This window comes from Polaromonas sp. UC242_47 (assembly GCF_044452385.1).
In the GTDB taxonomy this organism is placed as follows: Bacteria; Pseudomonadota; Gammaproteobacteria; order Burkholderiales; family Burkholderiaceae_C; genus Polaromonas.
The window spans coordinates 4,194,210-4,218,084 of record NZ_JBIOAO010000001.1 but is presented as its reverse complement, the minus strand read 5'-3'; the positions used below and the strand labels follow the sequence as shown (position 1 = coordinate 4,218,084).

Genomic DNA, 23,875 nt, shown 5'->3' with positions numbered 1-23,875 from the left:
ATTGGTCATGGCCTCGTCGCATGAATGCCCCGGATCGAAAGTCGGACAGACGCCAGCAGACCGGCACAACTGTCAAAGAAGGTGAAAATAGTCTCCATGACCTCCATTCAAGACCTCTTTGCCCATAACCGTGCCTGGGCCGCGCAGATGGAGCGCGAGCGTCCAGGTTTCTTCACAGGGCTGATGGCACAGCAAAAGCCGCGCTACATGTGGATTGGCTGCTCCGACAGCCGCGTGCCAGCCAATCAGATCACCGGTCTGGAGCCGGGCGAAATCTTCGTGCACCGCAATGTGGCCAACGTGGTGGTGCCCACCGACCTGAACTGCCTGTCCACCATCCAGTACGCCGTGGACCAGTTGCACGTCGAACACCTGATGGTGGTGGGCCACTATGGCTGCGGCGGCGTGTTGGCGGCGCTGAACGACATCCGCGTGGGCCTGGCCGACAACTGGATCCGCCACGTCAAGGATGTGCGCGACAAACACCTCGGACTGATTGCCGCGGTCGCGCCCGAACATCGTCACGATGCGCTGTGCGAGCTCAACGCCATTGAACAGGTCGTCAACATCGCGCAGACCACCGTGCTGCAAGACGCCTGGGCCAGTGGCCAAAAGGTCACGCTGCACGGTTGGTGTTATGGGCTCAAGGACGGGCTCATCAACAACCTGAACATGTCCGTGGACAGCAACGAAGGGCTGGATGTCCGCTACCAAGCCGCCGTGGCCGGCGTGGCGGCGGCGCGCCGCTAAAGTCGCGGGACCCTTCCCGACACGCTGTCGCCTGCTTCCGGAAGCCTTGTCCATGTTCCCCCAGCGCCTCGACTCGCCGCTTGCTTACGACATCGCCAAAGCGATGCGGGATGGCTTTAACCGCCATTACCAGCTGTTTCGCAGCGAGTCGGCGCGCGCCAAACACCGTTTTGAAACGGGGGACTGGCATGGCCAGCAACGCGCGCAGCGGGAACGCATCGAGTTTTACGACCTGCGGGTGCGCGAGGCCTCGAAGCGGCTGGAGCGCGAGTTCAAGGCCGGCGAACAATCCATGGATGTGTGGCACCAGGTCAAGCTGCATTTCATTGGCCTCTTGGTAAACCACCAGCAGCCGGAGTTGGCCGAGTCTTTTTTCAACTCGGTCACCACCAGAATCCTGCACCGCAGTTATTTCCAGAACGATTTCATTTTTGTCCGGCCCGCGGTCAGCACCGAATACATCGAGAACGAAGAGCCGGCCGCGCTGCCGACGTATCGCGCGTATTACCCGACCCCCGAGACCCTGCAGGCCACGGTGATGCAGCTGGTGCAGGACTTTGATTTGCACCTCGATTTTGAAGACCTGTCACGTGACGCCGGCTACGTGGCCCTGGCCCTGCGTGAGCGCCTGGGTGATGTCAAGCTGCGGGCCAATTTTCAGATCCAGGTTTTGTCCGGCCTGTTTTTTCGCAACAAGGGCGCTTACGTCGTCGGCAAAATCATCAACGGCTTCAGCGAGCTGCCAGTGGCCTTGCCTTTGCTGCACGGCAAACACGGCAAGCTGATCATTGATGCCGCCTTGTTTGGTGAAGACGACCTGCTGATGCTGTTCAGCTTTGCGCGCGCCTATTTCATGGTCGACATGGGTGTGCCTTCCGCCTACGTGCAGTTTTTGCGCAGCATGATGCCGCGTATGCCGCGCGCGGAAATTTACAACGCGTTAGGCCTGGCCAAACAGGGCAAGACACTTTTTTACCGCGATTTTTTACACCACCTGAGGCATTCCTCCGACAAGTTTCGCATCACGCCCGGCATCAAGGGCATGGTCATGCTGGTGTTTGACCTGCCTTCGTTTCCTTATGTGTTCAAGGTCATCAAGGACTACTACCCGCCGCAAAAAGACACGACGCGTGAAAAGGTCAAGGGCAAATACCTGCTGGTCAAGCAACACGACCGTGTCGGGCGCATGGCCGATACCCAGGAGTACCGCGAAGTCGCTTTCCCGCGCGATCGTTTTGACGACGAACTGATCGCCGAGATTGAAAAATTTGCGCCCAGCCAGCTGGAGATCAGCGACCGCGACGGCGACGGGCAAACCGAAGTCATCATCAAACACGTGTATATCGAGCGCCGCATGATCCCGCTCAATATCTACCTGCAGGAAGCTTTTGACATCGGCGTCAAGGAGCCCGAGGCGCGGGAGCAGATCGAACGTGCGGTGGTTGAATACGGCAACGCCATCAAGGACCTGGTGGCGGCGAATATTTTTCCCGGCGACATGTTGTGGAAAAACTTCGGCATCACACGCCACGGCAAGGTGGTGTTTTACGACTACGACGAGATCGAATACATCACCGACTGCAACTTCCGCCGCGTGCCGACACCGCGCAACGAGGAAGAAGAAATGAGCGGCGAGGTCTGGTACACGGTCGGGCCCAAGGATGTGTTCCCGGAAACCTTTGCCCCCTTTCTGCTCGGCAACGACGCGGTGCGCGAGGTGTTCATGAAACACCACAGCGAGCTGCTGGACGCGGCCTTCTGGCAAAGCCACAAGGAGCGGATTGCCGCCGGCCATGTGCATGACGTGTTTCCCTACGAACGGGACCGGCGTTTCGGGCGAAAATACGCCGCGCGGAAAGCTTGAGGACGCCAGCATGAGAGACGTTTGGGAATATGCGAGTTTTGTGGTCACGGCCCTGGCCTTGCCGTTTGCGATCATCTTTTTTGCGTTGGAACAACGCAAGGAGCGCAACAACGAGGAAGAGGCCGCCTACCAGTCCTTGTCGGACGCCTATAACGACTTCCTGAAAACCGTGCTGGCCAACCCCGACCTGCGCCTGCGTACCAACGAACCGCTGGACAACCCGACGCGCGAGCAGAACGAGCGCACCATGATTATTTTCGATATGCTGATCTCCCTGTTCGAGCGCGCCTACCTTGTGGCTTGGGGCGATCGCATGAGCGAGGTCGAGGCGCGTCGCTGGAACAGCTGGGACGACTACATGCGCGAGTGGTGCCAGCGCGAAAGTTTTTTCAATGCCTTGCCGCTGCTGCTGCGCCGCGAGGACCCGGGCTTTCAGAAATACATCTTGCGCGTCGCTCAGGAAGAACGCGGCGCGCTGGTTCAATGATTCACTTTTTTATCAAGGAGAAAACCATGTCTGATTCCATCGTTATCATCGGCGCCGCCCGCACCCCCATGGGCGCGTTTCAAGGCGATTTCACCAGCCTGTCCGCACATGACCTGGGTGGCGCGGCCATCAAGGCGGCCATAGCCCGTTCCGGCATCGCGCCAGAAAAGGTCGACGAAGTCTTGTTCGGCAACTGCCTGATGGCGGGCCAGGGCCAGGCGCCCGCGCGCCAGGCCGGTTTCAAGGGCGGCTTGCCGGCCAGTGCCGGTGCGGTCACGCTCTCCAAAATGTGCGGCTCCGGCATGGAAGCCACCATGCTCGCACACGACCAGCTTGTCGCCGGTAGCCGCGACGTGATGGTCGCCGGCGGCATGGAAAGCATGACCAATGCGCCGCATCTGCTGCTCAAGGGCCGCAGCGGCATCCGTATCGGCCACGACCGCATTTATGACCACATGATGCTGGACGGCCTGGAAGATGCGTACGAACCCGGCCGTGCCATGGGTACGTTTGGCGAGCAGTGCGCCGACAAATACCAGTTCACGCGCGAGGCGCAAGATGCCTTCACCGTTACCAGCGTGCAGCGTGCCAAGGCCGCCATCGAGTCCGGCGCCTTCACGGCCGAGATCACCCCTATCACCGTCAAGGGCCGCGCCGGCGAGACCGTGATTGCCATCGACGAAGGTCCGGGCAAGGTCAAACTCGACAAAATCGCCACCTTGCGCCCGGCCTTCAAAAAAGACGGCACCATCACCGCCGCCTCCAGCTCCTCGATCAACGACGGTGCCGCCGCGCTGGTGCTGACCCGTGCCTCCACCGCCAAGGAACTGGGTGCCAAACCCATCGCCCGCATCGTTGGCCATGCCACCTTTGCGCAGGCGCCCGAGTGGTTCACCACCGCGCCTGTCGGTGCGGTGAACAAGCTGCTCAAGAAAATCGGCTGGAGCGTGAAAGACGTGGACCTGTGGGAAGTCAACGAGGCGTTTGCCGTCGTGCCCATGGCCGCGATGAAAGAGCTGGGCATCAGCCACGACATCGTCAACGTCAACGGCGGCGCCTGCGCGCTGGGTCATCCGATTGGTGCCAGCGGCGCCCGCATCATCGTCACCCTGATCCATGCGCTGCAAGCCCGCGGCCTGAAAAAAGGTGTGGCAACGCTCTGTATCGGCGGCGGCGAAGGCACCGCCCTGGCGATAGAGTTGCTATAAATTAAATAGCTGCTTGCGCAATACCCACCTGGGCTGGAGGCTTAATTTTCATATGAAACGAGCGATATGAGCACAGTCCTGGTGATAGGCGCTTCGCGCGGCATTGGCCTGGAGTTTGTGCGCCAGTACCGCGCGGCTGGCGCGCGTGTGCTGGCCACGGCGCGCGACGAGGCAGGCTTGCAGCGGTTGCGCGACCTGGGCGCCGAGGCCCTCAAGGTCGACGTGGCCACACCGGCCAGCATCAGCGGCCTGGCCTGGCTGCTGGACGGCGAAAAGATAGACCTTGCCCTGTATGTGGCTGGTGTGTACACCACGACCGGCGCCGACGTGCCGCCCACCCGTGAGGAGTTTGACCGCACCCTGCACACCAATGTGCTGGGCGCCATGCAGGCCATCCCGCAGGTGGCGCCGTTGGTGGAGGCCGCCGGCGGCAAGTTCGCCTTCATCAGCAGCGGCATGGGGCAGATCGGTGCGGTGGAGTCCAGTTTCGGCTGGACCTACCGCGTCAGCAAGGCTGCTCTCAACATGGCGGTGGTCGCCGCCCAACCTGACTACCCGAAAGCCATCCTGGTGGCCCTGTGTCCGGGCTGGGTGCAAACCGACATGGGCGGGGCCGACGCGCCGCTCACGGTGCAGGCCAGCGTCGGCGCCATGCGCCAGACCCTGGCCGGGATAAGCATCGCGCATCAGGGCGCCTTCCTGCACCACGATGGGCGCCGCTACGATTCTTGGTGACAGCGCCCGCGCTCGGACCGCGGCAGAATCGACGCTTCTTCACGACAGTTCATTCACAGAAAACAGCATGAAAAACACAACACAACAGTTCAAGACACTTGGCTTCGCGGCTTTGCTGGCGGCCGGATTCGCCGCCGGCAGCGTTTGGGCTCAAACCCGCAACGACGCCTTGTTTGCCGCCGCGACGACAGAGCAACCGGCTACCGTGAAAACGCTGGAGCGCCTGGTCAACATCGAAACCGGCACCGGCAACGCCGAAGGCATGAGCGCCATGGGTCAACTGCTGGAAGCCGAACTCAAGGCGCTGGGCGCAACTGTCACACGTCACAAGGCCGCGGGTGATGTGGTGGGTGAGAACATCGTTGGCCGCCTGCAGGGTAAAGGCGGCAAGCGCCTCTTGCTGATCGCCCACATGGACACCGTGTACGTCAAAGGCACGCTGGAAAAAGCGCCTTTCCGCATTGACGGCAACCGCGCGTTCGGCCCCGGCATCGCCGATGACAAGGGCGGCATCGCCGTCATCCTGCATGCGCTGCGGGTGTTGAAGGCCCAGGGCTTCCAGGGGTTTGGCAGCATCACCGTGATGTTCAACACCGACGAGGAAAAAGGCTCCTTCGGTTCGCGTGACCTGATCCAGGCGCTGGCCAAGGAAAACGATTACGTCTTGTCCTTCGAACCGACCCTGGCCATGAAAGAAGGCATGACACTGGGCACCTCGGGCATCGCCTATGTCGAAGCCAGGATCAAAGGCAAAGCCTCCCACGCGGGCGCGGCGCCCGAGCTGGGCACCAATGCGCTGGTCGAGGCCTCCGACCTGGTGCTGCGCACACAGGATATCGACAACAAGGCGAAGGATTTGCGTTTCAACTGGACCGTCGCCAAATCCGGCGCGGTGTCCAACATCATTCCCGATGAAGCGACGCTGAATGCCGACGTGCGTTACGCCCGCAACGAAGACTTTGAAGCGGCCATGAAGGTGCTGGAAGAAAAGGCCGCGAAAAAACGTCTGCCTGACGCCCAGGTGCAAGTGATCATCAAGCGTGGTCGTCCGGCCTTCAACGCCGGCACGGAAGGCCGCAAGCTGGTGGACATGGCCGTGGCCATCTACAAAGAAGTCGGCGCCGAGCTGACCATCGTTGACCGCACCGGCGGCGGCACCGACGCAGCCTATGCGGCGCTGTCCGGCAAGCCGGTCATCGAAAGCCTAGGCCTGCCCGGTTTCGGTTACCACAGCAACCAGGCCGAGTTTGTGATGATCGATGCGATCCCGCGCCGCCTCTACCTGACCACCCGCATGATCATGGACCTGGGTCAAGGAAAGTAAACATCACATGCTGCTCACGCAAGACCAGGAAATGATCCGCGACGCGGTTCGCGCTTTTGCGAAAGAAGAACTCTGGCCCCACGCCGCGCGCTGGGACAAGACACACGACTTTCCGACCGCGGCGCATCAGGGCCTGGCGGCGTTGGGCGCTTACGGCATCTGTGTGCCCGAAGAGTTTGGCGGCGCCAACCTCGACTACCTGACCCTGGCGCTGGTGCTGGAAGAGATTGCCGCCGGCGACGGCGGCACCAGCACCGCCATCAGCGTGACCAACTGCCCGGTCAATGCCATCCTCATGCGTTACGGCAACGCGGCGCAGAAAAAGCAATGGCTGGAGCCGCTCGCGCAAGGCCGGATGCTGGGGGTGTTTTGCCTGACCGAGCCGCATGTGGGCAGCGATGCCTCCTCGCTGCGCACCACGGCGGTGAAGCAGGGCGACGGCTACGTGATCAACGGCGTCAAACAGTTCATCACCAGCGGCAAAAACGGCCACGCGGCCATCGTGATTGCGGTCACCGACAAGGGCGCCGGCAAGAAGGGCATGAGCGCCTTTTTGGTGCCGACCAACGCGCCGGGTTATGTGGTGGCGCGGCTGGAAGACAAGCTGGGCCAGCACAGCAGCGACACGGCGCAGATCAATTTCGACAACTGCCGCATCCCGGCCGAAAACCTGATCGGTGCCGAAGGTGAAGGTTACAAGATCGCCCTAGGCGCGCTCGAAGGCGGGCGCATAGGCATTGCCGCACAAAGTGTGGGCATGGCGCGCAGCGCGTTCGAGTTTGCCCTGGCCTACGCCAAGGAGCGCCAGAGTTTTGGCACGGCCATCTTCAACCACCAGGCCGTGGGTTTCCGCCTGGCCGACTGTGCGACCCAGCTTGAAGCGGCGCGCCAGCTGATCTGGCATGCGGCCAGCCTGCGGGATGCCGGACGGCCCTGCTTGAAGGAAGCCGCCATGGCCAAACTGTTCGCCAGCGAAATGGCCGAAAAAGTCTGCAGCGCCGCCATCCAGACCCTGGGCGGTTACGGTTATGTCAGCGACTTTCCGCTGGAGCGTATTTACCGCGATGTACGTGTCTGCCAGATTTACGAAGGCACCTCCGACGTGCAAAAAATCATCATCCAACGCGCCTTGTGACCTAGGGTTTCCCCTCGATTTTGGCCGCAGGCAGGCCAAGATCTTTTCCTTGTGTAAAGCTGATCCGGGCTGTCGGCGCCGGTTCCGGTGCCGGCGTTAGAGTAAGCAGGCACGCCAACCGGTGGGCCGCCCACCCCAAGGAAAACACCATGAAGACTTCCGTCCGAACCACGCTGGCCTTGCTCACCTTGACGGCGGCCGTTGGTTTTTTGAGCAGCCCCGTTTTTGCGGCTGACACGCAGTGGCAGAAAGACCATCCGCGCCGCGAGCAGGTCAACAACCGCATCCACAACCAGAACAAGCGGATTTCCCAGGAGGTCAGGGAAGGCGATCTCAGCCACAAGCAGGCGCACCAGTTGCGCGCCAATGACAAGGCGATTCGCGCGCAAGAACGTTCCATGGCCAAGCAGGATGGCGGCCACATCACCAAGCAGGACCAGGCCGCGCTGAACCAGGAACTCAACAAGAACAGCAAGGCGATCGGTCGATAAGCAGGCGCCGAGCATGACGACCGGCCGTTTTCTGCCTGTCACCGCGCTGTCGGTGCTGCTCGCGATGCTGAGCGCTTGCACGGCGCCTGGCGTCGCCGGTAACGCGGGTGCGCCGCTAGCTTCGGCGCCGGAAAAGCCGGCCGCCACTGAAACGTTCAGGACGATCAACCGCCTGACCTGGGGCGCCAACACCGCGGCGGTTGCATCCGTGGATGGCGCCCGCCTGGCCCCCTACCTGAACCAGCAATTACATCCGTCCCCCGCACGGCTGGCGCCGGCCGTGCAGGCGCAAATCGACGCCATGACCATCAGCCAGCGCCCGGTGGATGCGCTAGAGCAGGAGATGGCGCAACGCCGCAAGGAGGCCGCGGCGCTGGCCAACGACGACGAGAAAAAAGCCGCCTTGCAGGCCTGGCAGCAGGAGATGAATCGGCTGGGGCGCGAGACGGCCACGCGCCACATCCTGCGTGCGCTTTATTCCCCGAACCAGATCCAGGAGCAGATGACCTGGTTCTGGATGAACCACTTCAGCGTCCACCAGTACAAGGCCAATCTGCGCGCCACGCTAGGCGACTACGAAGATGCGGCGGTCCGCCCGCGTGCGCTGGGCAAGTTCAGGGACTTGTTGGGCGCAGTGGCGCACCACCCGGCCATGCTGGTCTATCTGGACAACGTGCAAAACGCCGCCGGGCATATCAACGAAAACTATGCCCGCGAACTGATGGAGCTGCACACGCTGGGTGTGAACGCCGGTTACAGCCAGCGCGATGTGCAGGAGCTGGCGCGCATCCTGACCGGCGTGGGCATCAGCAACGGCGCCAACGAACCCAGGCTGCGCCCCGAGCTGCAACCTTTTTACGTGCGCCAGGGTGCCTTTATGTTCAACCCCGCGCGGCATGATTTCGGCGCCAAGGAGTTCCTGGGCCAACCCATACGTGGCCGCGGCCTGGCCGAGTTTGATGAGGCGCTGGACCGCCTGGCTCGTTCGCCGGCCACGGCGCGTTTCATCAGCCGCAAGCTGGCGGTGTACTGGCTGGCAGACGATCCGCCGCCGGCGCTGGTGGAACGTATGGCCCAGACCTTTTTGCGCAGTGACGGCGACATCGCCGCCACCCTGCAAACCCTGCTGAGTTCTAACGAGTTTGCGCAGGCGGCTGGCCGCAAGTTCAAGGACCCGATGCGTTACGTGATTTCGTCCGTGCGCCTGGCCTACAACGACAAGACCATACTCAACGTCGGCCCCATCCTGAACTGGCTGAACCGCATGGGCGAGCCGCTGTACGGCCGCCAGACGCCCGACGGTTACCCCCTGGTGGATTCGGCCTGGGCCAGCTCGGGCCAGATGGCCACGCGTTTTGAAATCGCCAAGGCCATCGGTTCTGGCAGTGCCGGCCTGTTCAAGACCGACGAGCCGCAACCGCGCGAGCGGCCGGCCTTTCCGCAACTGGCCAGTGCCTTGTACGAGCAGGCCATCAGCAAGACCTTGAGCCCGGCCACCTTGCATGTGCTGGACCAGGCCGCCTCGCCGCAGGAATGGAACACCTTGTTGCTGTCCTCCCCCGAGTGGATGAGCCGTTAAGCCCTTGATTGGAGCCGCCATGAAACGTCGCAACTTGCTGCAATCCGTCGCCGCCCTGTCGCTGGCGGCGGGCGCTGGACAACTGCTGGCCGCCCCAGCCGCGCAATCGCGCCTGCTGGTGGTCTTTTTGCGCGGCGCTTACGACGCCTGCAACCTGCTGGTGCCTATCTCCAGCAATTTTTATTACGAGGCGCGCCCCGACATCGCCGTGCCGCGCCCCGGTACCGATCTCAACACCGCTTTGCCGCTGACGGCCGACTGGGGCTTGCACCCGGCACTGCGCGACACGGTGTATCCGCTGTTTCAAAAAGGTGAAGTCGCGTTTATTCCCTTTGCCGGCACCGACGACAGCTCGCGCAGCCATTTTGAAACCCAGGACAGCATAGAGCTGGGCCAGGCGCTGGACCGCAGCCGCGACTACCGCTCGGGCTTCATGAACCGGCTGGCGGCCGTGGTCAACGGCGCCGCGCCTATTGCCTTCACCAACCAGTTGCCGCTGGTGTTGCAAGGCAAGGTCCAGGTGCCCAACGCGGCGCTCAAGGCGGTTGCCAAGTCTTCGGTCGATATGCGCCAGAGCCAGTTGATTGCGGCCATGTACCAGGGCACGGCGCTGGCGGCGCGCGTCGATGAAGGGTTTTCGGTGCGCGACGAGGTGATGCGCGAAATGTCCGCCGAGATGGACGCGGCCAGCCGCAACGCCATGACGGCCAAGGGATTTGGCGGCGAGGCGCGCCGCATCGCACGCCTGATGCGTGATCGTTACAACCTCGGTTTTGTCGATGTAGGCGGCTGGGATACCCACGTCAACCAGGGCGGTGCCCAGGGTTATCTGGCGAACCGGCTGGACGAACTCGGCCAGGGCCTGGCCGCTTTTGCGCAGGAAATGGGACCGGCCTGGCGCGACACCACGGTGGTGGTGGTGAGCGAGTTCGGTCGCACCTTCCGGCAAAACGGCAACCGCGGCACCGACCACGGCCACGGCACGGTGTATTGGGTGCTGGGCGGCAGCGTGCGCGGCCAAAGGCTGGTGGGCGAGCAGGTCCGGATCGAACCCGCCAGCTTGTTCCAGAACCGCGACTACCCCGTGCTCAACGAGTACCGGGCGGTGCTGGCGGGCCTGTTCGCGCGCCAGTTCGGGCTCAACACCGGCCAGCTCGACCAGGTGTTTGCCGGTATCAAAGCGCGGGATCTGGGCCTGCTCTGAAGCAGGTGGCCTCCGTGTCCGCTATTCTTGGGTGTTCGAGGCCTGTGCCGCCCGAACATTTTCAGGAGAACGCGGATGCCCATCACCAAAGGTTTCCAGGCCCTCGTCGACGAGGCCATGGCCGAGGTCAAGACCTATAGCGTTGCAGAGGCCAAGGCCAAACTCGCCGATCCCAAAGTGCAGATGGTGGACATCCGCGACGTGCGCGAACTGGCGGCGGGCACGGTGGTCGGCGCTTTCCATGCGCCGCGCGGCATGCTGGAGTTCTGGGTGGACCCGGCTTCCCCTTATCACAAGCCGCTTTTTGCCGACGAGAGCCGTGAGTTCATCCTGTTTTGCGGCGCCGGCTGGCGCAGCGCGCTGGCGACCAAAACCTTGCAGGACATGGGCATGAGCAATGTCGCCCACATTGACGGCGGTTATACCGAGTGGGTCAAACAGGGCGCGCCAACCGAAACCCTGGAAGAGCGCAAGGCGAAAAAGGGCGCATGACAACTTCGCCACCGTCCCCGCCCTGTCCCTGCGGCCGCTTGGGCCCGGCCAAAAAACCGCTGGCCTTGGCCCGCTGCTGCGGCCACTTCCTGGACGACTTCGCCGGCACGCCGGCGCCGGACGCCGAGTCGCTGATGCGCTCGCGTTACACCGCTTTTGTGCTGGAACGCGCCGACTACCTGCTCGCCACCTGGCATGCCAGCCAGCGCCCGGCGCAGATTGAGTTCGACCCCGGCGTGAAGTGGCTGGGGCTGGAGGTGCGGCAGCGCCGACTGGTGGATGCCACGCATGCCGAGGTCGAATTTGTTGCGCGCCAGAAAAGCCCGGGCAGCCCGGCTGTGCGCCTGCACGAGCTCAGCCGTTTCGTGAAAGAGGGTGAAGGCGCGGGCCGTTGGTACTATGTGGACGGCGATCAGCGCTAGGCTTATGCATGAAATAGGCCTCTAGCCCTGATGTGGCGGGCGTAATCAGCTATTTATTCGGTAGCAAGAAAGGTTTGTTTTGAAATTCGATGCGGTGTTGTTTGACTGTGATGGCGTGCTGGTGGACAGCGAAGGCATCACCAATGGGGTGTTGCGCGACATGCTGGAAGAGTTGGGCTGGACACTCACCTCCGCCGAATGTATGCGCCTCTTCATCGGCAAGGCTGTCAAGGACGAGACCGCCCTGATCGAAGCCCAGACCGGTCAGCCGCTGACCGAAGACTGGATGCTGCGTTTTCGCGAGCGGCGCAACCAGGGGCTGGTCGCCGGTGTTCAGGCCATACGCGGCGCGGTGGACGCCGTGGCCAAAATTCACGCGCTGTATGGCGGCCGCATCGCCTGCGCCTCAGGCGCCGATCGTTTCAAGGTCGAACTGCAGCTGGAGAAGTGCGGGCTCATGCCTTATTTCAAGGGCCGTATTTTCAGCGGCCACGAGATGCCGCGCTCCAAGCCGGCGCCCGATGTCTACCTGGCGGCGGCGGCCGCGTTGGGTGTTGATCCCAAACGTTGCGCGGTGGTCGAGGACACGGTGACCGGCGCCACGGCCGGGGTTGCGGCCGGGGCCACGGTGTTTGGTTACAGCCCGGCCGAGGCCGGCCATGACGCACCCGCGGCCTTGCGCCAGGCGGGGGTGCGCCATGTCGTGAGCGATCTGGCGGCCTTGCCCGGCCTGCTGGCCGTGCAGCCGTCTCTCACTGCCTGACAGGAAGCACCATGGCCCGCCCGCTGATGTCCTGGTGTCGCCGCTGGGCCCTGGTCTTGCTGGCGGTGACGCTGGTGGGTTGCGCCAGCAGCACCCGGCCGTGGATCAACGCACCCCTGGTGGATGGCGTGGTGCCGCCCGACCCCGACCGGGTCGGTGCGGTGGTGGGCATCGCCTCGGAAGACCCGAGCATGATGGTGGCGGTCACCCTGTCAGGCGGCGGTGCGCGCGCCGCCGCGTTTGGCTACGGGGTGTTGCAGACCTTGCACCAGACGCCCCTGGTGACCAAAGGCCGCCAGGTCTCGTTGCTCGACCATGTTAATTTTGTCAGCGGTGTGTCCGGCGGCAGCATTGTTGCGGCTTATTACGCGGCGTTTGGGGCCGAAACCTTTGAGCGTTTCGAGCCCGAGTTTTTGCGGCAGAACTTTCAGGACTCGCTGATCAGCCTGGCGCTCAATCCGGTCAACCTGATCGAGTTGTCCTCGCCCTGGTTTGGCCGCAGCCAGTTGCTGGAGCGGCGCCTGGCCGAGCTATACCGCGGCAAGACCTTTTCCGACGTGTGGGACCGCCCCGGGCGACCGCGGCTGCTGATCTCGGCGACTGATTTGTCGCTGGGCGCCAGCTTCGATTTTTCGTGGAACCAGTTTTCGCTGATCTGCTCCGACCTGGCCAGCGTGCCGCTGTCGTTTGCGGTGGCCTCTTCTTCAGCCGTGCCCCTGGTGTTGAGCCCGGTCACCGTCAAAAACTACGCCGGCAGCTGCAAGCCGCCAGACGCCATCGATCCGCCGCCCACCGACACGTCGGGCAGTTACCGCACGCGTTTGTTCCTGTCGCAACTCAACAGCTACCAGGACGCGACCACGCGGCCCTATATTCACCTGGTGGATGGCGGCGTGGCCGACAACCTGGGCCTGCGCAGCCTGCTGGACCGCTCCATGAGCGCCGGCGGCATACGCCGCACCCTGGGCGACCTGCCGCGCGGCTCGGTGCGCAAGCTGGTGCTGATTGCGGTCAATGCCGAGCGCGATCCCTCCGCACGTATCGACGAAAGCGACAAGGTGCCCAGCACCCTGCAGGTGGTGGACGCCATGCTGTTTGGCACCGGTGCCCGCGCCACCCAGGAAACCCTGGGCCTGCTGCGCGACACCGCCCGGCAATGGCAGCGCGAGTTGGACAACGACACCGGCAAAAGCGCCTTTGCCGAAGACGCCGAGCTGTACGTGATCAACGTCAACCTGCGCGACGCCCCCGAAGCCGCAGAACGCAGCCGCCTGCTGCAGATCCCCACGGCGTTTTCCATCCATCCCGACGATGTGACCCGCCTGATTGCGGCCGGCCGCCAGGTCTTGCAGGCCTCGCCCCAGTTCCAGAAGCTGGTGGGCTCTTTGCCATCGGCCGCTGCGCAGCCCGCGTCACCGCCTTGAGGGCAGGGGGCGCGCCCGCAGGCCAGCCCCAGAAATCGGCGCAGCGTGCTAAGCTGCCCAACCGACATGTCAACTACCTTGCGAGGACCTTATGCCCGGACTGCTGCCCAACGTCGATCCTGATGGTTTGCTCGAGTTTTCGGTGGTCTACACCGACCGCGCGCTCAACCACATGTCCAAAAGCTTCCAGGGCGTGATGACGGACATCTCCCGCATCCTGAAAGAGGTGTACAACGCCCACGCCGTGGCGCTGGTGCCCGGCAGCGGCACCTACGGCATGGAAGCCGTGGCGCGCCAGTTTGCCGCCGGCCAACACGTCATGGTGATTCGCAACGGCTGGTTCAGCTACCGCTGGACGCAGATTTTCGACATGGGCCACATCCCCGCCTCGTCCACCGTGCTCAAGGCGCGCCAGACTGGCCCGGGCGCGCAAGCCCCCTGGGCGCCCACAGCGATTGCCGACGTGCAGGCCGCCATCGCCAAAGAAAAACCCGCTCTCGTCTTTGCCCCGCATGTGGAAACCGCCTCCGGCATGATCCTGCCCGACCACTACCTCAAAGCCGTGGCCGACGCCGTGCATGCCGTGGGTGGTTTGTTTGTGCTCGACTGCATCGCCTCCGGCGCCATGTGGGTGGACATGAAGGCCACCGGTGTCGATGTGTTGATCTCGGCCCCGCAAAAAGGCTGGAGCAGCTCACCCTGCTGCGCCATGGTCATGCTCAGCGAGCGCGCCCGCACCGCCGTCGACGGCACCACCAGCTCCAGCTTTGCCTGCGATTTGAAGAAGTGGCTGCAGATCATGGAGACTTACGAAAAAGGTGGCCACGCCTACCACGCGACCCTGCCCACCGACGCGCTCACCCGCCTGTCCGCCGCCATGAAAGAAACGCAAGCCTACGGTTTTGCCAAGGTCAAGGCCGAGCAGGAATTGTTGGGCAAAAAAGTGCGTGCGCTGTTCGAAAGCCGTGGCCTGCCCAGCGTGGCTGCCGATGGTTTCAAGGCCCCCGGCGTGGTGGTCAGCTACACGACGGACCCGGATATCCAGTCCGGCAAGAAGTTTCTCGACCAGGGCCTGCAGACGGCGGCCGGCGTGCCGCTGCAATGCGACGAAGGCCCCGACTTCAAGACCTTCCGTGTCGGTCTGTTCGGGCTGGAGAAGTGGCACAACGTCGACAAGACGGTGGCCAACCTGGCCGCTGCGCTGGACCGCATTGGCCTGACCGAGCGGGTGGCTGAGGATGTGGCCGGCTGAAGGCAACTTCTTTCTTGTTCAAAAAAAGGCTTCCCGGGTGGAAGCCTTTTTTATGGATGCAGTTGGCGGATGCATGTCGAAATAAGGGCCAGCCGTTCGTCGTGTTGATGTGACGTTCACTTATCTTGAAAGGACATGACCATGAAGTACCTCTGCCTCGCCTACTACAACCCCGAAAAATTCGCCGCCATGGCGCCTGCCGACAAGCAGGCCCTGGTGAGCCAGTGCCCGGCCAAAGACGCCGAACTCAAAAAGACCGGCCACCTGGTCGTGAGCGCTTCGCTTGAAGGCCCGCAAGCCGCTTTCGCCCTGCGACCGCGCGGCGGCAAGCCGCAGGTGACCGACGGGCCTTATGCCGAGGCCAAGGAAATGGTGGGCGGCTTCTTCATCATTGAGGCCGCGGATAAAGACGAGGCGGTGCGGGTGGCTTCGCTGCATCCGGCGGCGACCTTGGGCGAGAGCGTGGGCTGGGGGATTGAGGTGCATCCGATTGGTTTCTTCGAGATGACGCCCAGCAAATAAAGCATTCAGCACGGCGGAAGAAAAAACCGCCGCCAGCGTGCCACGGCCATGCGACGAAGGTGTGAATTTCAAGACCTTTCGCGTTCGGCTGTTCGGGCTGGAGAAGTGGCACCAGGCGGTTGCTGGGTGACTGAGTAGTGGGTCTTTGCTGCGCTAGCGCCGTAACGAAGGCCTGATGCGCGAACTCAAGACGATTCGCAGGGCGGTGGAAAGCCGTGGCAGGATTCACGGCTTGCAGGAAGGGCGGGGACATCCCCAGTCGCGCGCGATGACTGAAACGGCCCTCGTTGCAAGGCGTGTCGGGCACGTTCCCATAGCGGCGTTCCGGTCAGAAATCAGCAGGCGTTAAAAGTCTGGCGCTGGACAACGCCTTCCCACGATCTGAGAAATCAAGCCGCCCAGGCGAAGGGCGCAAAGTGGCCGTTGCGCGTGCCGGTGGCGTCATCCCAGTCGATGCCGAAAGCGTGAAAACTGCTGCGCTTCGCCTTGGCAAGAGACAGTCGGCTGTTCACGGGATGCGCGGTGTTGTCAATGCCGATGGCCTGGCCGGGGGCGACGGCACTCGCGATACCTTCGCAAGCCTGGTCAACCAACTCACCTGCGCTCATGGAGCGATTCAGTCCGTCGGCCTCGAAGCGGATGGGCCGCCGCTCGACGCCTGCAATCTTGCCGACGAGCGGTGCGAGCGCGGCCATCGGGCCCCCGGCCGACCCCGTGGCGATGGCACTGATCGCGTCAAGCTGCTGATCCGAAGCGGAGTCGTCGACGATAAGCCCGACGGTTATGTTGCCTTCGCCCATGGCGCCCGGCGAATGCATCATGACAACGAACGACAGCCCGTCGAGCTTGATGCCGTCCTTCACGCCTTTGTCGATGTGCAGGGTGACCGCCGCCTTGCAGTCACCTTCGGTCGGCCGCGCCGTGAGGTTGGAGGCGATGCAGGGGCAGAGAAATGCGCAATTGCATGTCTCCATGTATTGACCGGAGATTTGCCAGGTAGACATAGCGGTACTCCTTGAATGAAGGTGCCGTTCGAATATCCGTGTGCAGGGAACGGATCCGCTGCCGCTGCGACCGCAGCCAAAACAGTTTATGCCGATGTTTGAGCGTCCGCAATTTGGCATCTTGACCATGCCGGCAACGTGCGCATTGGCAAGTAGCGCCTGTCGAAATGGAAGTCACCCGGCTTGACGGCCTGCAGAAACACGCGCATCGTTCGAGGAAGTTCGTCAACTGGCAAAGGACGGTGATCGATGCGACGGCAAGCGCCTGATTCGGCTGACAGCGCGTCACAAGGCATGACCACCCTCATTGTCCGGCAGCCAAGGCTGGCGACGGGGATCCTGGCAATCAGCGTGATCGGTTGGATGTTTTTGGCCTGGATCGCGGTCGACATGAGCCAACCGTTTGCGCAACTGACGATGCCGGGCTCTTCAAACTGGAGCACGGCCAGCGTGCTGGCGATCTGGACCATGTGGGCGCTCATGATGGCCGCGATGATGTTGCCGTCGGCACTACCGATGATCCTGACCTTCGTCAAGCTGGGCATGCACAGCGGAGAGCGGGCGCGAGGGCTCAGCTTCGTTGCCGCCTACCTGTTCGTCTGGGTCACCTTCAGCGCGGGGGCCACGGCGGCACAGTGGGCACTGCAAGCCATGGGCTGGGTCAATCCGATGATCGTCAGCACGTCGACCTTGCTGACGGCACTGTTGCTGTTCGTCGCCGGTGTCTATCAGTTTTCGCGCCTCAAACAGGTCTGCCTTTCGCGCTGTCGTACACCGATGGGTTTCCTGCTCGGGGAGTGGCGCGCCGGCTTGTATGGTGCCTTCGTGATGGGGGTGCGGCATGGCCTGTTCTGCGTAGGCTGTTGCTGGGCGCTGATGGCCCTGCTTTTCGTGGGCGGGGTCATGAACCTCGCCTGGATCGCCGCGCTGTCGATTGCCGTCGCGATTGAGAAATTGGCGCCGAGAGGAGAACGACTGGCGTCGGCCCTTGGGCTTGGGCTGATTGCGGCAGGTCTGGTCAAGTTGCTGGCCCTCGTGAGCTAGGCGCCAACAGCCTGCTGCGGCCCCTGCCTGAACGAGAACGCCGCCACGCCCGCACCCGACGCCGAGTCGCTGATGCGCTCGCGCTACAGCGCGTTTGTACTGGGCCGCCCGGACGACCTGCTGGCAAACTGGCATGCCAGCATCCGCCCCACCGACCTGACGCTGAACCTGGCCGCGAAAGGGTCGGGGCTGGACGTGTGTTCGCACCGTGTCATTGACGCCGACCGCGCCGAGTTGGCGTTTGTTGCGCGCTTGCGCGAATCTGTCCGTGTGGTCCGGATGCACGAACGCAGCCGCTTAGTGCGGGAGTCGGGGCGCTGGTGTTACGTCGATGGCGACCCGTTTTAAGTAAAAAGTGGCTCTAGTCCAAGAAGGACGGCTGCAGTCAGCTATTGATAAGTGAGTAAACAATGACGTGCTGCGCGAGCTGTTGGAAGAATGTGGCTAGTCGCTCACGCCCGGGGAGCGCATGCGGCTGAAATATTCCTGCACCGTCTCCCAAGCCACCGTCTGCAAATGCCGCGCAATGGCCGGGTCCAGGCCCGCGGTGTATTTCAGGTCCACCGGTGAGGACTTGAACAGCGACGCATAGGTTGTGCACGCGGCCAGGTAGCTGCCGGCCAGGCTGGGGTGGCGTTTGTCGGCCACGTACAGGTTCAGCTCTGGCATTTTGACGATGGACTTCGCGAAGGCCAGGCCGGCGGGAATGACCAGGGCGTTGTTGTCGTTGCCGGCCTGGGTGTAGGCCTCGGCGAGTTCGGCCGTCATGGACGGCACATCCTGGTAAGCCCACGACATGAAGAACACCGGCTTGGCGCCATGTTTGCGCACCGTGTCGGCGTGTTTCTTCGCGTACTCCTTGAAAATCGTTTTGAGCTGCGGGTGCAGCGGGCACTGGCTGCAGTCCATCATGATGGCCAGGTCGAACAAGCGGTCCAGCTTGTTGAACGTGACGACGTTGTTGGCGCCGAAGGAATAAGAGCCAACGGCGTTGGGGCGGAAGTAGCTCTCCACGTCATGCCAGTCGAAACCCGAGCCGCTGATGGTGGCCGAGCTGGCGCGGTGCTTGAAGCCTGGCTGGCCGGCGCTGATCAACTGGCCCACATGGTTGTGCAGGCTGTTGTTGTAATAGAAAAAACTGTTGCCGATGTAGATGGCCGAGGCCGGCTTGTCGGGGCCGAGGTCCAGCACCTTGGGTTTGGTCTGGGCCAGCACGCCGGTGGCGGCGCCGAAGAGAACGGCGAGGACTAGGGCGGCGGAAAGCAGGGGGCGAATCAACAGGGTACGCATGGTGTCTCCTCGTTTTTTGAATACAGAGGAGTCTAGGGGGCCTGGGCATCGCGGCGTCTGCGGGTTACTCCGGAAGTTGGCGTCTGAATTCAGCCGGCGACAGCCCGGTCGCCTGCCGGAAAGCCCGGATAAAACTTTTGTCGTTTTTGAAACCCGCCGCCGTTGCCACCTGCTTGACGGGTTTGTCGCTGCGGTTGAGCAAGTCCTTCGCACGCTCGAAACGCACCTCGTCTTTCAGCGCCTGCAGCGACGCGCCTTCTTCCTTCAACTGCCGGTGCAGCGTGCGCGTGGAGATGTTCAGCAGTGCCGCGATGCCGTCGGCGTTGTGTGCCTGGTCGGGGTAGGCGCTCAGGGTCTGGCGCACCTGTTGCATCAGCAGGCGGTCGCGCCGGTACTGCAGCACGGTCAGCGGCAGGGCGCGCTGCAACATCTGCCGCAGTGCTTTTTCATCACGCCGCAGTGGCAGGGCCAGGTAACGCGCGTCAAAACGAATCGCGGCCTGGGTCGCGTCGAACTGCAGCGGCCCGGGAAACATCAGTGCGTAGGCGTCCGCATGTGGCGGCGCGGCAAAGGGAAAACGCGCGCCCTGCAGCGGAATGCGCGAGTCGATGTACCAGCAGGCCAGGCCGTGGATGTTGCGCAGCACATGCACCAGGCAGAACTCGCGTGCAGCGGGGCCATGGCGGCCCAGATCGGCGCGTTCCGCGATGGTGATGGCGGCGCTGTCACCGGTGATTACCAGCTTGAGCTGGATGTCGTCGGCCAGCAGCCCATGGTGGCGGCACCAGCGCTTGAGCGCCACGCCCAGATCCGGCGCGCTGAGCGAGGCCCGGGCCAGCATGCCGTAGCTGCCCCAGGGCAGCTTGCGTGAGAAGGCGCCCAGCGCTTCGTCGTCCAGCGCCTGCATGGCCGCGCCGGACAAAACCTCCATCTGGCGGGCGGTGATGCGGGCCTCGGCCTGTTGCAGCCTGGCTGGCGTGATCTGTGCCTGTCTGAGTGCGCTGGCGGGGCTTTGGCCGTAGCGCTGGTAAGCCGCAACGATCACCCGTGCAAAGGCCATGGGTGTGGCGGCAATAGGCGGGCTAGCGGTTTCTGGCGCGGTGCGGGCAGGCATGGGTCAAGTTTCGCGAAGTCTGGCACGATTTGCAACCTGTGTGGCGAGCATTTGGCCCATTTTGGGCCTAAGCTGCGGGTTTGGCGTTAAGGTGTGGCTTGATCCGGCCCTGTCCGCAGGCACAGGCCCCCGCACCGCAGCCGCGCGAATTGAACAGAGGAGACACATGCCAGTTCTGGAAACCAAACTCAACGCCCGTTCGGCCGACTTTCAGGCCAACGCGGCCGCTATGCGTGCCCTGGTGCAAGACCTGCAGGTCCAGGTCGGCAAAGCCGCCGCCGGTGGCGGCGAAGCGGCCCGTGCCAAACACATGGCGCGTGGCAAACTGCCGCCGCGTGAGCGGGTGCAGATGCTGCTGGACCCCGGTACGCCTTTCCTGGAGTTGTCGCCGCTGGCCGCGTACGCGATGTACCCGGACCGCGACGGCAGCGACAGCGCGCCCTGCGCCGGGGTGATCACGGGTATAGGCCGCGTCAGCGGTGTGGACTGCATGATTGTGTGCAACGACGCCACGGTCAAGGGCGGCACCTATTACCCGATGACGGTCAAGAAACATCTGCGCGCGCAGGAAGTGGCGATGCAGAACCGGCTGCCGTGTATTTACCTGGTGGATTCGGGTGGCGCCAACTTGCCGAACCAGGACGAGGTGTTTCCCGATAGGGATCATTTTGGCCGCATTTTTTACAACCAGGCCAACATGAGTGCGCAGGGTATTGCGCAGATCGCCGTCGTCATGGGCAGTTGCACGGCGGGCGGCGCCTACGTGCCGGCCATGAGCGACGAAACCATCATCGTCAAGAACCAGGGCACGATTTTTCTGGGCGGCCCGCCGCTGGTGAAAGCCGCCACCGGTGAAATTGTCACGGCCGAAGACCTGGGCGGCGGCGATGTGCACACCCGCCTGTCCGGCGTGGCCGACTACCTCGCGCAAAACGACGCGCATGCGCTGGCGCTGGCGCGGGCTGCAATTGGCAACCTGAACACGAATTACAAGCAAAAAGAGGCTCCAGCCCATATGGGACGGGCGCCAGTAGCTCCTGAATATGTAGCGGAAGAGGTCTACGGCGTGGTGCCCACCGATACCCGCAAACCTTACGATGTGCGCGAGATCATCGCCCGCATCGTGGACGGCAGCGAGTTCGACGAATTCAAGGCGCGTTTTGGCAGCACCCTGGTGACCGGTTTTGCACACATCGAAGGCATGCCGGTCGGCATCATCGCCAACAACGGCATTTTGTTCAGCGAGTCGGCGCAAAAGGGCGCGCATTTCATCGAACTGTGTTGCCAGCGGAAAATCCCCCTGGTGTTTTTGCAGAACATCACCGGCTTCATGGTGGGTCGCAAATACGAAGCCGAAGGCATTGCGCGCCATGGCGCCAAGATGGTGATGGCGGTGGCCACGGCCCAGGTGCCCAAGTTCACCATCATCATCGGCGGCAGCTTTGGTGCCGGCAACTACGGCATGTGTGGCCGGGCCTACAGCCCGCGCTTTTTGTGGATGTGGCCGAATGCACGTATCTGCGTCATGGGCGGCGAGCAGGCATCCTCGGTGCTGGCCAGTGTGCGGCGCGACGCCATCGAGGCCAAGGGCGGCAGCTGGAGTGCCGAGGAAGAAAAAGCCTTCAAGCAGCCCATGCTGGACCAGTTCGAGCACCAGTCCCATCCTTATTACTCCAGCGCCCGGCTCTGGGATGACGGTGTGATTGACCCGGCCGACACGCGACGTGTGTTGGCGTTGGGTTTGCGGGCCAGCCTGAACGCACCCATCCCCGAGCCGAAGTTCGGCGTGTTCCGCATGTAACCGGTAACAGACATGTCCAACGCCTCCATCTACGACACGCCCGAATACGAGTCCCTGCGCGACCAGATTGGCCGCTTTATCGCCAAGGAGGTCGAACCACATGCGGCCGCCTGGGAAGAGCAGGGTTGTGTGCCGCGTGAGGTGCTCAAACGTATGGGCCAGGCCGGCTTGTTCGGCCTGATGTACGAGGAAAAATACGGCGGCGCCGACAGCGATGCCATGACCAACCTGGTGTTTGCCGAAGCGCTGTCGCAGTCCACCTTTGCCGGCTTCATCATCACCGTGCTGGTCCACACCGACATGGCCAGCCCGCATTTGCACCACGCGGGCAATGTGGCGCAAAAAGACAAATACATGAAGAAGGTGATTGCCGGCGAGTTGATCACCGCCGTCGGCATCACTGAGCCGGGCGCCGGCTCGGACGTGGCGGGCATACGCAGCACGGCCAGGCGTGAGGGGGACGACTGGGTGCTCAACGGCACCAAGATGTTCATCACCAACGGCGTGTATGCGGACCTGTACTTTGTCGCGGCCAAGACCGGCCCCGGCAAGCGCGACATCTCCATGTTCATCGTGGAGAAGGGCACACCGGGCTTCACTGTCGGCCGGGCGCTGAAGAAAACCGGCTGGTTGTCGTCCGACACGGCGGAGCTGATTTTCGACAACGTGCGTATCCCTGCGGGGAATTTGCTGGGCGAAGAGGGCAAGGGTTTTTATTCGGTGATGAAAAACTTCCAGACCGAACGTATCGCCCTGGCTGCGATGGCGGTGGGCCATTGCCAGCAGGCACTCAAGCTGACGCTGGACTACGTGCGCCAGCGCCAGGCTTTCGGCGGGACGCTGTGGGATCAGCAGACCATTCGCCAGCGCCTGGCCATGCTGGACGCCAAGACACGCGCCGCACGGCAGTTCATGTACCACTGCGCCTGGCGTGTGACCCAGGGCCATGACATCGTGCAGGACGTGTCCATGCTCAAGGCGCTGACGGGCGAGCTGGTCAACGAGGTGGTGCAGACCTGCCAGCAATTCCATGGTGGCATGGGCTACATCCGCGAGACCGCCATCGAACGGCTGTGGCGCGACGCGCGGGTGCTGGCCATAGGCGGCGGCGCGACGGAAGTGATGCTGGAAGAAGTGGCCAAACGTTATTGAGGATGAACTGATGAACCATCTGGAACTGGATTGCAAGGCGGGTGTGGCCACGGTCACGCTGAACCGGCCCGACGTCCGCAATGCCTTCAACGACGAGGTCATTGCGGAACTGACGACCTGTTTTCAGGGGCTGGGCACGCGTGATGACGTGCGCTGCATTGTGCTGGCCGCCAAGGGAGCAGCCTTCTGTGCGGGCGCTGACCTGAACTGGATGAAACGCATGGCCGGCTACACGCGTGAGGAAAACCTCGCCGACGCGGGTGCTTTGGCCGGGATGCTGCAAACGATCTACGCCTGCCCCAAGCCGACGATTGCGCGCGTGCAGGGCGATGTGTATGCCGGCGGCACCGGCCTGGTGGCGGCCTGTGACATGGCGGTGTCGGTGGACACCGCGGGTTACTGCCTCAGCGAGGTGAAGCTGGGCCTGATCCCCGCGACCATCAGCCCCTATGTGATCCGGGCCATGGGTGCGCGCGCGGCGCACCGCTATTTTCTGACGGCCGAACGTTTTGATGCCGCCGAAGCTTTGCGCATCGGTTTTGTGCACGAGGTGGTCACGGCGGCTGAGTTGGACAGCAAGGTGGCCGAGCTGGCGAAGACCCTGGTCAACGCTGGCCCCGAGGCCGTGCGACTGTGCAAAACGCTGGTGCAGGACGTCGCAGGGCAGGAGATCAGCCCGGTGTTGCGAGAGATGACGGTCCAAGCCATCGCCGACATCCGTGTGAGTGACGAGGGCCGCGAAGGCGTGCAATCCTTCCTGCAAAAACGCAAGCCGAACTGGCTGCTGCCTGCCTGAGGCGGGCAACCGCGACATCAGC

At 63.0% G+C, this 23,875-nt stretch carries 24 protein-coding genes; 21 read left to right on the top strand and 3 right to left on the bottom strand.

The genetic code is table 11. From position 1 onward, the window contains the following. The first annotated feature begins 96 nt into the window (after positions 1 to 96). The 16 genes from can (at position 97) to ACHMXK_RS20420 (ending at position 15,652) form a co-directional block, all read left to right on the top strand. A complete protein-coding gene (gene can, locus ACHMXK_RS20495; protein WP_397442365.1) occupies positions 97 to 750 on the top strand; it encodes a carbonate dehydratase in 654 nt (217 codons plus the stop codon). A 52-nt stretch (positions 751 to 802) separates the two neighbouring features. Beyond that, positions 803 to 2,614, top strand: coding sequence for a bifunctional isocitrate dehydrogenase kinase/phosphatase (aceK, locus tag ACHMXK_RS20490; RefSeq protein WP_397442364.1), 1,812 nt, complete (start codon positions 803 to 805; stop codon positions 2,612 to 2,614). A 10-nt stretch (positions 2,615 to 2,624) separates the two neighbouring features. Beyond that, the gene (locus ACHMXK_RS20485; protein WP_397442363.1) at positions 2,625 to 3,101 is read left to right on the top strand and encodes a hypothetical protein; all 477 of its coding nucleotides are present in this window, start codon (positions 2,625 to 2,627) and stop codon (positions 3,099 to 3,101) included. Positions 3,102 to 3,127: 26 nt separating this feature from the next. Further along, complete coding sequence (locus ACHMXK_RS20480) at positions 3,128 to 4,309, top strand: acetyl-CoA C-acyltransferase (protein ID WP_397442362.1); 1,182 nt, start codon at positions 3,128 to 3,130, stop codon at positions 4,307 to 4,309. Between the two features lie 66 nt (positions 4,310 to 4,375). Further along, positions 4,376 to 5,044, top strand: coding sequence for an SDR family oxidoreductase (locus tag ACHMXK_RS20475; protein WP_397442361.1), 669 nt, complete (start codon positions 4,376 to 4,378; stop codon positions 5,042 to 5,044). Positions 5,045 to 5,111: 67 nt separating this feature from the next. Then, on the top strand, positions 5,112 to 6,368 hold the full coding sequence (locus tag ACHMXK_RS20470; protein WP_397442360.1) for a glutamate carboxypeptidase: 1,257 nt from the start codon (positions 5,112 to 5,114) through the stop codon (positions 6,366 to 6,368). Positions 6,369 to 6,375: 7 nt separating this feature from the next. Next, entirely contained in the window at positions 6,376 to 7,503 is a 1,128-nt protein-coding gene (locus ACHMXK_RS20465; protein ID WP_397442359.1) for an acyl-CoA dehydrogenase family protein, read from the top strand. Between the two features lie 149 nt (positions 7,504 to 7,652). Then, entirely contained in the window at positions 7,653 to 7,994 is a 342-nt protein-coding gene (locus ACHMXK_RS20460) for a hypothetical protein (protein ID WP_397442358.1), read from the top strand. A 13-nt stretch (positions 7,995 to 8,007) separates the two neighbouring features. Beyond that, positions 8,008 to 9,573 (top strand): DUF1800 domain-containing protein, encoded by a 1,566-nt coding sequence (locus ACHMXK_RS20455; protein WP_397442357.1) that lies wholly within the window; start codon positions 8,008 to 8,010, stop codon positions 9,571 to 9,573. Positions 9,574 to 9,592: 19 nt separating this feature from the next. After that, positions 9,593 to 10,777 (top strand): DUF1501 domain-containing protein, encoded by a 1,185-nt coding sequence (locus ACHMXK_RS20450; RefSeq protein WP_397442356.1) that lies wholly within the window; start codon positions 9,593 to 9,595, stop codon positions 10,775 to 10,777. A gap of 75 nt (positions 10,778 to 10,852) precedes the next feature. Further along, entirely contained in the window at positions 10,853 to 11,269 is a 417-nt protein-coding gene (locus tag ACHMXK_RS20445; protein ID WP_397442354.1) for a rhodanese-like domain-containing protein, read from the top strand. Next, positions 11,266 to 11,691 carry a YchJ family protein gene (locus tag ACHMXK_RS20440; RefSeq protein WP_397442353.1) on the top strand — a complete coding sequence of 142 codons (426 nt, stop codon included), beginning with the start codon at positions 11,266 to 11,268 and terminating at the stop codon, positions 11,689 to 11,691. Before ACHMXK_RS20445 ends, ACHMXK_RS20440 begins: the two co-directional genes overlap by 4 nt. 79 nt (positions 11,692 to 11,770) lie before the next feature. Next, complete coding sequence (locus ACHMXK_RS20435) at positions 11,771 to 12,454, top strand: HAD family hydrolase (RefSeq protein WP_397442352.1); 684 nt, start codon at positions 11,771 to 11,773, stop codon at positions 12,452 to 12,454. 11 nt (positions 12,455 to 12,465) lie between these two features. Next, the gene (locus tag ACHMXK_RS20430; RefSeq protein ID WP_397442351.1) at positions 12,466 to 13,878 is read left to right on the top strand and encodes a patatin-like phospholipase family protein; all 1,413 of its coding nucleotides are present in this window, start codon (positions 12,466 to 12,468) and stop codon (positions 13,876 to 13,878) included. A 91-nt stretch (positions 13,879 to 13,969) separates the two neighbouring features. Beyond that, on the top strand, positions 13,970 to 15,130 hold the full coding sequence (locus tag ACHMXK_RS20425; protein WP_397442349.1) for an aminotransferase class V-fold PLP-dependent enzyme: 1,161 nt from the start codon (positions 13,970 to 13,972) through the stop codon (positions 15,128 to 15,130). 141 nt (positions 15,131 to 15,271) lie between these two features. After that, positions 15,272 to 15,652 carry a YciI family protein gene (locus tag ACHMXK_RS20420; protein WP_397442348.1) on the top strand — a complete coding sequence of 127 codons (381 nt, stop codon included), beginning with the start codon at positions 15,272 to 15,274 and terminating at the stop codon, positions 15,650 to 15,652. Positions 15,653 to 16,041: 389 nt separating this feature from the next. Here the strand turns inward: ACHMXK_RS20420 and ACHMXK_RS20415 are convergent, their stop codons facing one another. Then, positions 16,042 to 16,656: a DUF1326 domain-containing protein gene (locus tag ACHMXK_RS20415; RefSeq protein ID WP_397442347.1), complete on the bottom strand. Its 615-nt coding sequence runs from the start codon at positions 16,654 to 16,656 to the stop codon at positions 16,042 to 16,044. 294 nt (positions 16,657 to 16,950) lie between these two features. On the opposite strand from ACHMXK_RS20415, the gene ACHMXK_RS20410 reads away from it, so the two are divergent. Together ACHMXK_RS20410 and ACHMXK_RS20405 are read left to right on the top strand one after the other, a co-directional pair. Then, positions 16,951 to 17,700, top strand: coding sequence for a DUF2182 domain-containing protein (locus tag ACHMXK_RS20410; protein ID WP_397442346.1), 750 nt, complete (start codon positions 16,951 to 16,953; stop codon positions 17,698 to 17,700). Between the two features lie 27 nt (positions 17,701 to 17,727). Continuing rightward, a complete protein-coding gene (locus ACHMXK_RS20405; protein WP_397442576.1) occupies positions 17,728 to 18,048 on the top strand; it encodes a YchJ family protein in 321 nt (106 codons plus the stop codon). 96 nt (positions 18,049 to 18,144) lie between these two features. Here ACHMXK_RS20405 and ACHMXK_RS20400 read toward each other — a convergent pair whose 3' ends face one another. Then, positions 18,145 to 18,990 (bottom strand): hypothetical protein, encoded by an 846-nt coding sequence (locus ACHMXK_RS20400; protein WP_397442345.1) that lies wholly within the window; start codon positions 18,988 to 18,990, stop codon positions 18,145 to 18,147. 64 nt (positions 18,991 to 19,054) lie between these two features. After that, positions 19,055 to 20,104, bottom strand: a complete 1,050-nt coding sequence (locus ACHMXK_RS20395; RefSeq protein ID WP_397442344.1) for an AraC family transcriptional regulator — start codon at positions 20,102 to 20,104, stop codon at positions 19,055 to 19,057. 166 nt (positions 20,105 to 20,270) lie between these two features. Here ACHMXK_RS20395 and ACHMXK_RS20390 point away from each other — a divergent pair, with 166 nt between their 5' ends. The 3 genes from ACHMXK_RS20390 to ACHMXK_RS20380 are packed head-to-tail and all read left to right on the top strand — an operon-like array spanning position 20,271 to position 23,853. After that, the gene (locus tag ACHMXK_RS20390; RefSeq protein WP_397442343.1) at positions 20,271 to 21,905 is read left to right on the top strand and encodes a carboxyl transferase domain-containing protein; all 1,635 of its coding nucleotides are present in this window, start codon (positions 20,271 to 20,273) and stop codon (positions 21,903 to 21,905) included. Between the two features lie 12 nt (positions 21,906 to 21,917). After that, complete coding sequence (locus ACHMXK_RS20385; RefSeq protein ID WP_397442342.1) at positions 21,918 to 23,057, top strand: acyl-CoA dehydrogenase family protein; 1,140 nt, start codon at positions 21,918 to 21,920, stop codon at positions 23,055 to 23,057. Between the two features lie 10 nt (positions 23,058 to 23,067). Then, a complete protein-coding gene (locus ACHMXK_RS20380) occupies positions 23,068 to 23,853 on the top strand; it encodes an enoyl-CoA hydratase/isomerase family protein (RefSeq protein WP_397442341.1) in 786 nt (261 codons plus the stop codon). The last annotated feature ends 22 nt before the right edge of the window (positions 23,854 to 23,875 follow it).

Coding starts and splice junctions, on each gene's coding strand:
- can (WP_397442365.1), top strand. CDS start 97: ATGACCTCCATTCAAGACCTCTTTGCCCATAACCGTGCCTGGGCCGCG.
- aceK (WP_397442364.1), top strand. CDS start 803: ATGTTCCCCCAGCGCCTCGACTCGCCGCTTGCTTACGACATCGCCAAA.
- ACHMXK_RS20485 (WP_397442363.1), top strand. CDS start 2,625: ATGAGAGACGTTTGGGAATATGCGAGTTTTGTGGTCACGGCCCTGGCC.
- ACHMXK_RS20480 (WP_397442362.1), top strand. CDS start 3,128: ATGTCTGATTCCATCGTTATCATCGGCGCCGCCCGCACCCCCATGGGC.
- ACHMXK_RS20475 (WP_397442361.1), top strand. CDS start 4,376: ATGAGCACAGTCCTGGTGATAGGCGCTTCGCGCGGCATTGGCCTGGAG.
- ACHMXK_RS20470 (WP_397442360.1), top strand. CDS start 5,112: ATGAAAAACACAACACAACAGTTCAAGACACTTGGCTTCGCGGCTTTG.
- ACHMXK_RS20465 (WP_397442359.1), top strand. CDS start 6,376: ATGCTGCTCACGCAAGACCAGGAAATGATCCGCGACGCGGTTCGCGCT.
- ACHMXK_RS20460 (WP_397442358.1), top strand. CDS start 7,653: ATGAAGACTTCCGTCCGAACCACGCTGGCCTTGCTCACCTTGACGGCG.
- ACHMXK_RS20455 (WP_397442357.1), top strand. CDS start 8,008: ATGACGACCGGCCGTTTTCTGCCTGTCACCGCGCTGTCGGTGCTGCTC.
- ACHMXK_RS20450 (WP_397442356.1), top strand. CDS start 9,593: ATGAAACGTCGCAACTTGCTGCAATCCGTCGCCGCCCTGTCGCTGGCG.
- ACHMXK_RS20445 (WP_397442354.1), top strand. CDS start 10,853: ATGCCCATCACCAAAGGTTTCCAGGCCCTCGTCGACGAGGCCATGGCC.
- ACHMXK_RS20440 (WP_397442353.1), top strand. CDS start 11,266: ATGACAACTTCGCCACCGTCCCCGCCCTGTCCCTGCGGCCGCTTGGGC.
- ACHMXK_RS20430 (WP_397442351.1), top strand. CDS start 12,466: ATGGCCCGCCCGCTGATGTCCTGGTGTCGCCGCTGGGCCCTGGTCTTG.
- ACHMXK_RS20425 (WP_397442349.1), top strand. CDS start 13,970: ATGCCCGGACTGCTGCCCAACGTCGATCCTGATGGTTTGCTCGAGTTT.
- ACHMXK_RS20420 (WP_397442348.1), top strand. CDS start 15,272: ATGAAGTACCTCTGCCTCGCCTACTACAACCCCGAAAAATTCGCCGCC.
- ACHMXK_RS20415 (WP_397442347.1), bottom strand. CDS start 16,656: ATGTCTACCTGGCAAATCTCCGGTCAATACATGGAGACATGCAATTGC.
- ACHMXK_RS20410 (WP_397442346.1), top strand. CDS start 16,951: ATGACCACCCTCATTGTCCGGCAGCCAAGGCTGGCGACGGGGATCCTG.
- ACHMXK_RS20400 (WP_397442345.1), bottom strand. CDS start 18,990: ATGCGTACCCTGTTGATTCGCCCCCTGCTTTCCGCCGCCCTAGTCCTC.
- ACHMXK_RS20395 (WP_397442344.1), bottom strand. CDS start 20,104: ATGCCTGCCCGCACCGCGCCAGAAACCGCTAGCCCGCCTATTGCCGCC.
- ACHMXK_RS20390 (WP_397442343.1), top strand. CDS start 20,271: ATGCCAGTTCTGGAAACCAAACTCAACGCCCGTTCGGCCGACTTTCAG.
- ACHMXK_RS20385 (WP_397442342.1), top strand. CDS start 21,918: ATGTCCAACGCCTCCATCTACGACACGCCCGAATACGAGTCCCTGCGC.
- ACHMXK_RS20380 (WP_397442341.1), top strand. CDS start 23,068: ATGAACCATCTGGAACTGGATTGCAAGGCGGGTGTGGCCACGGTCACG.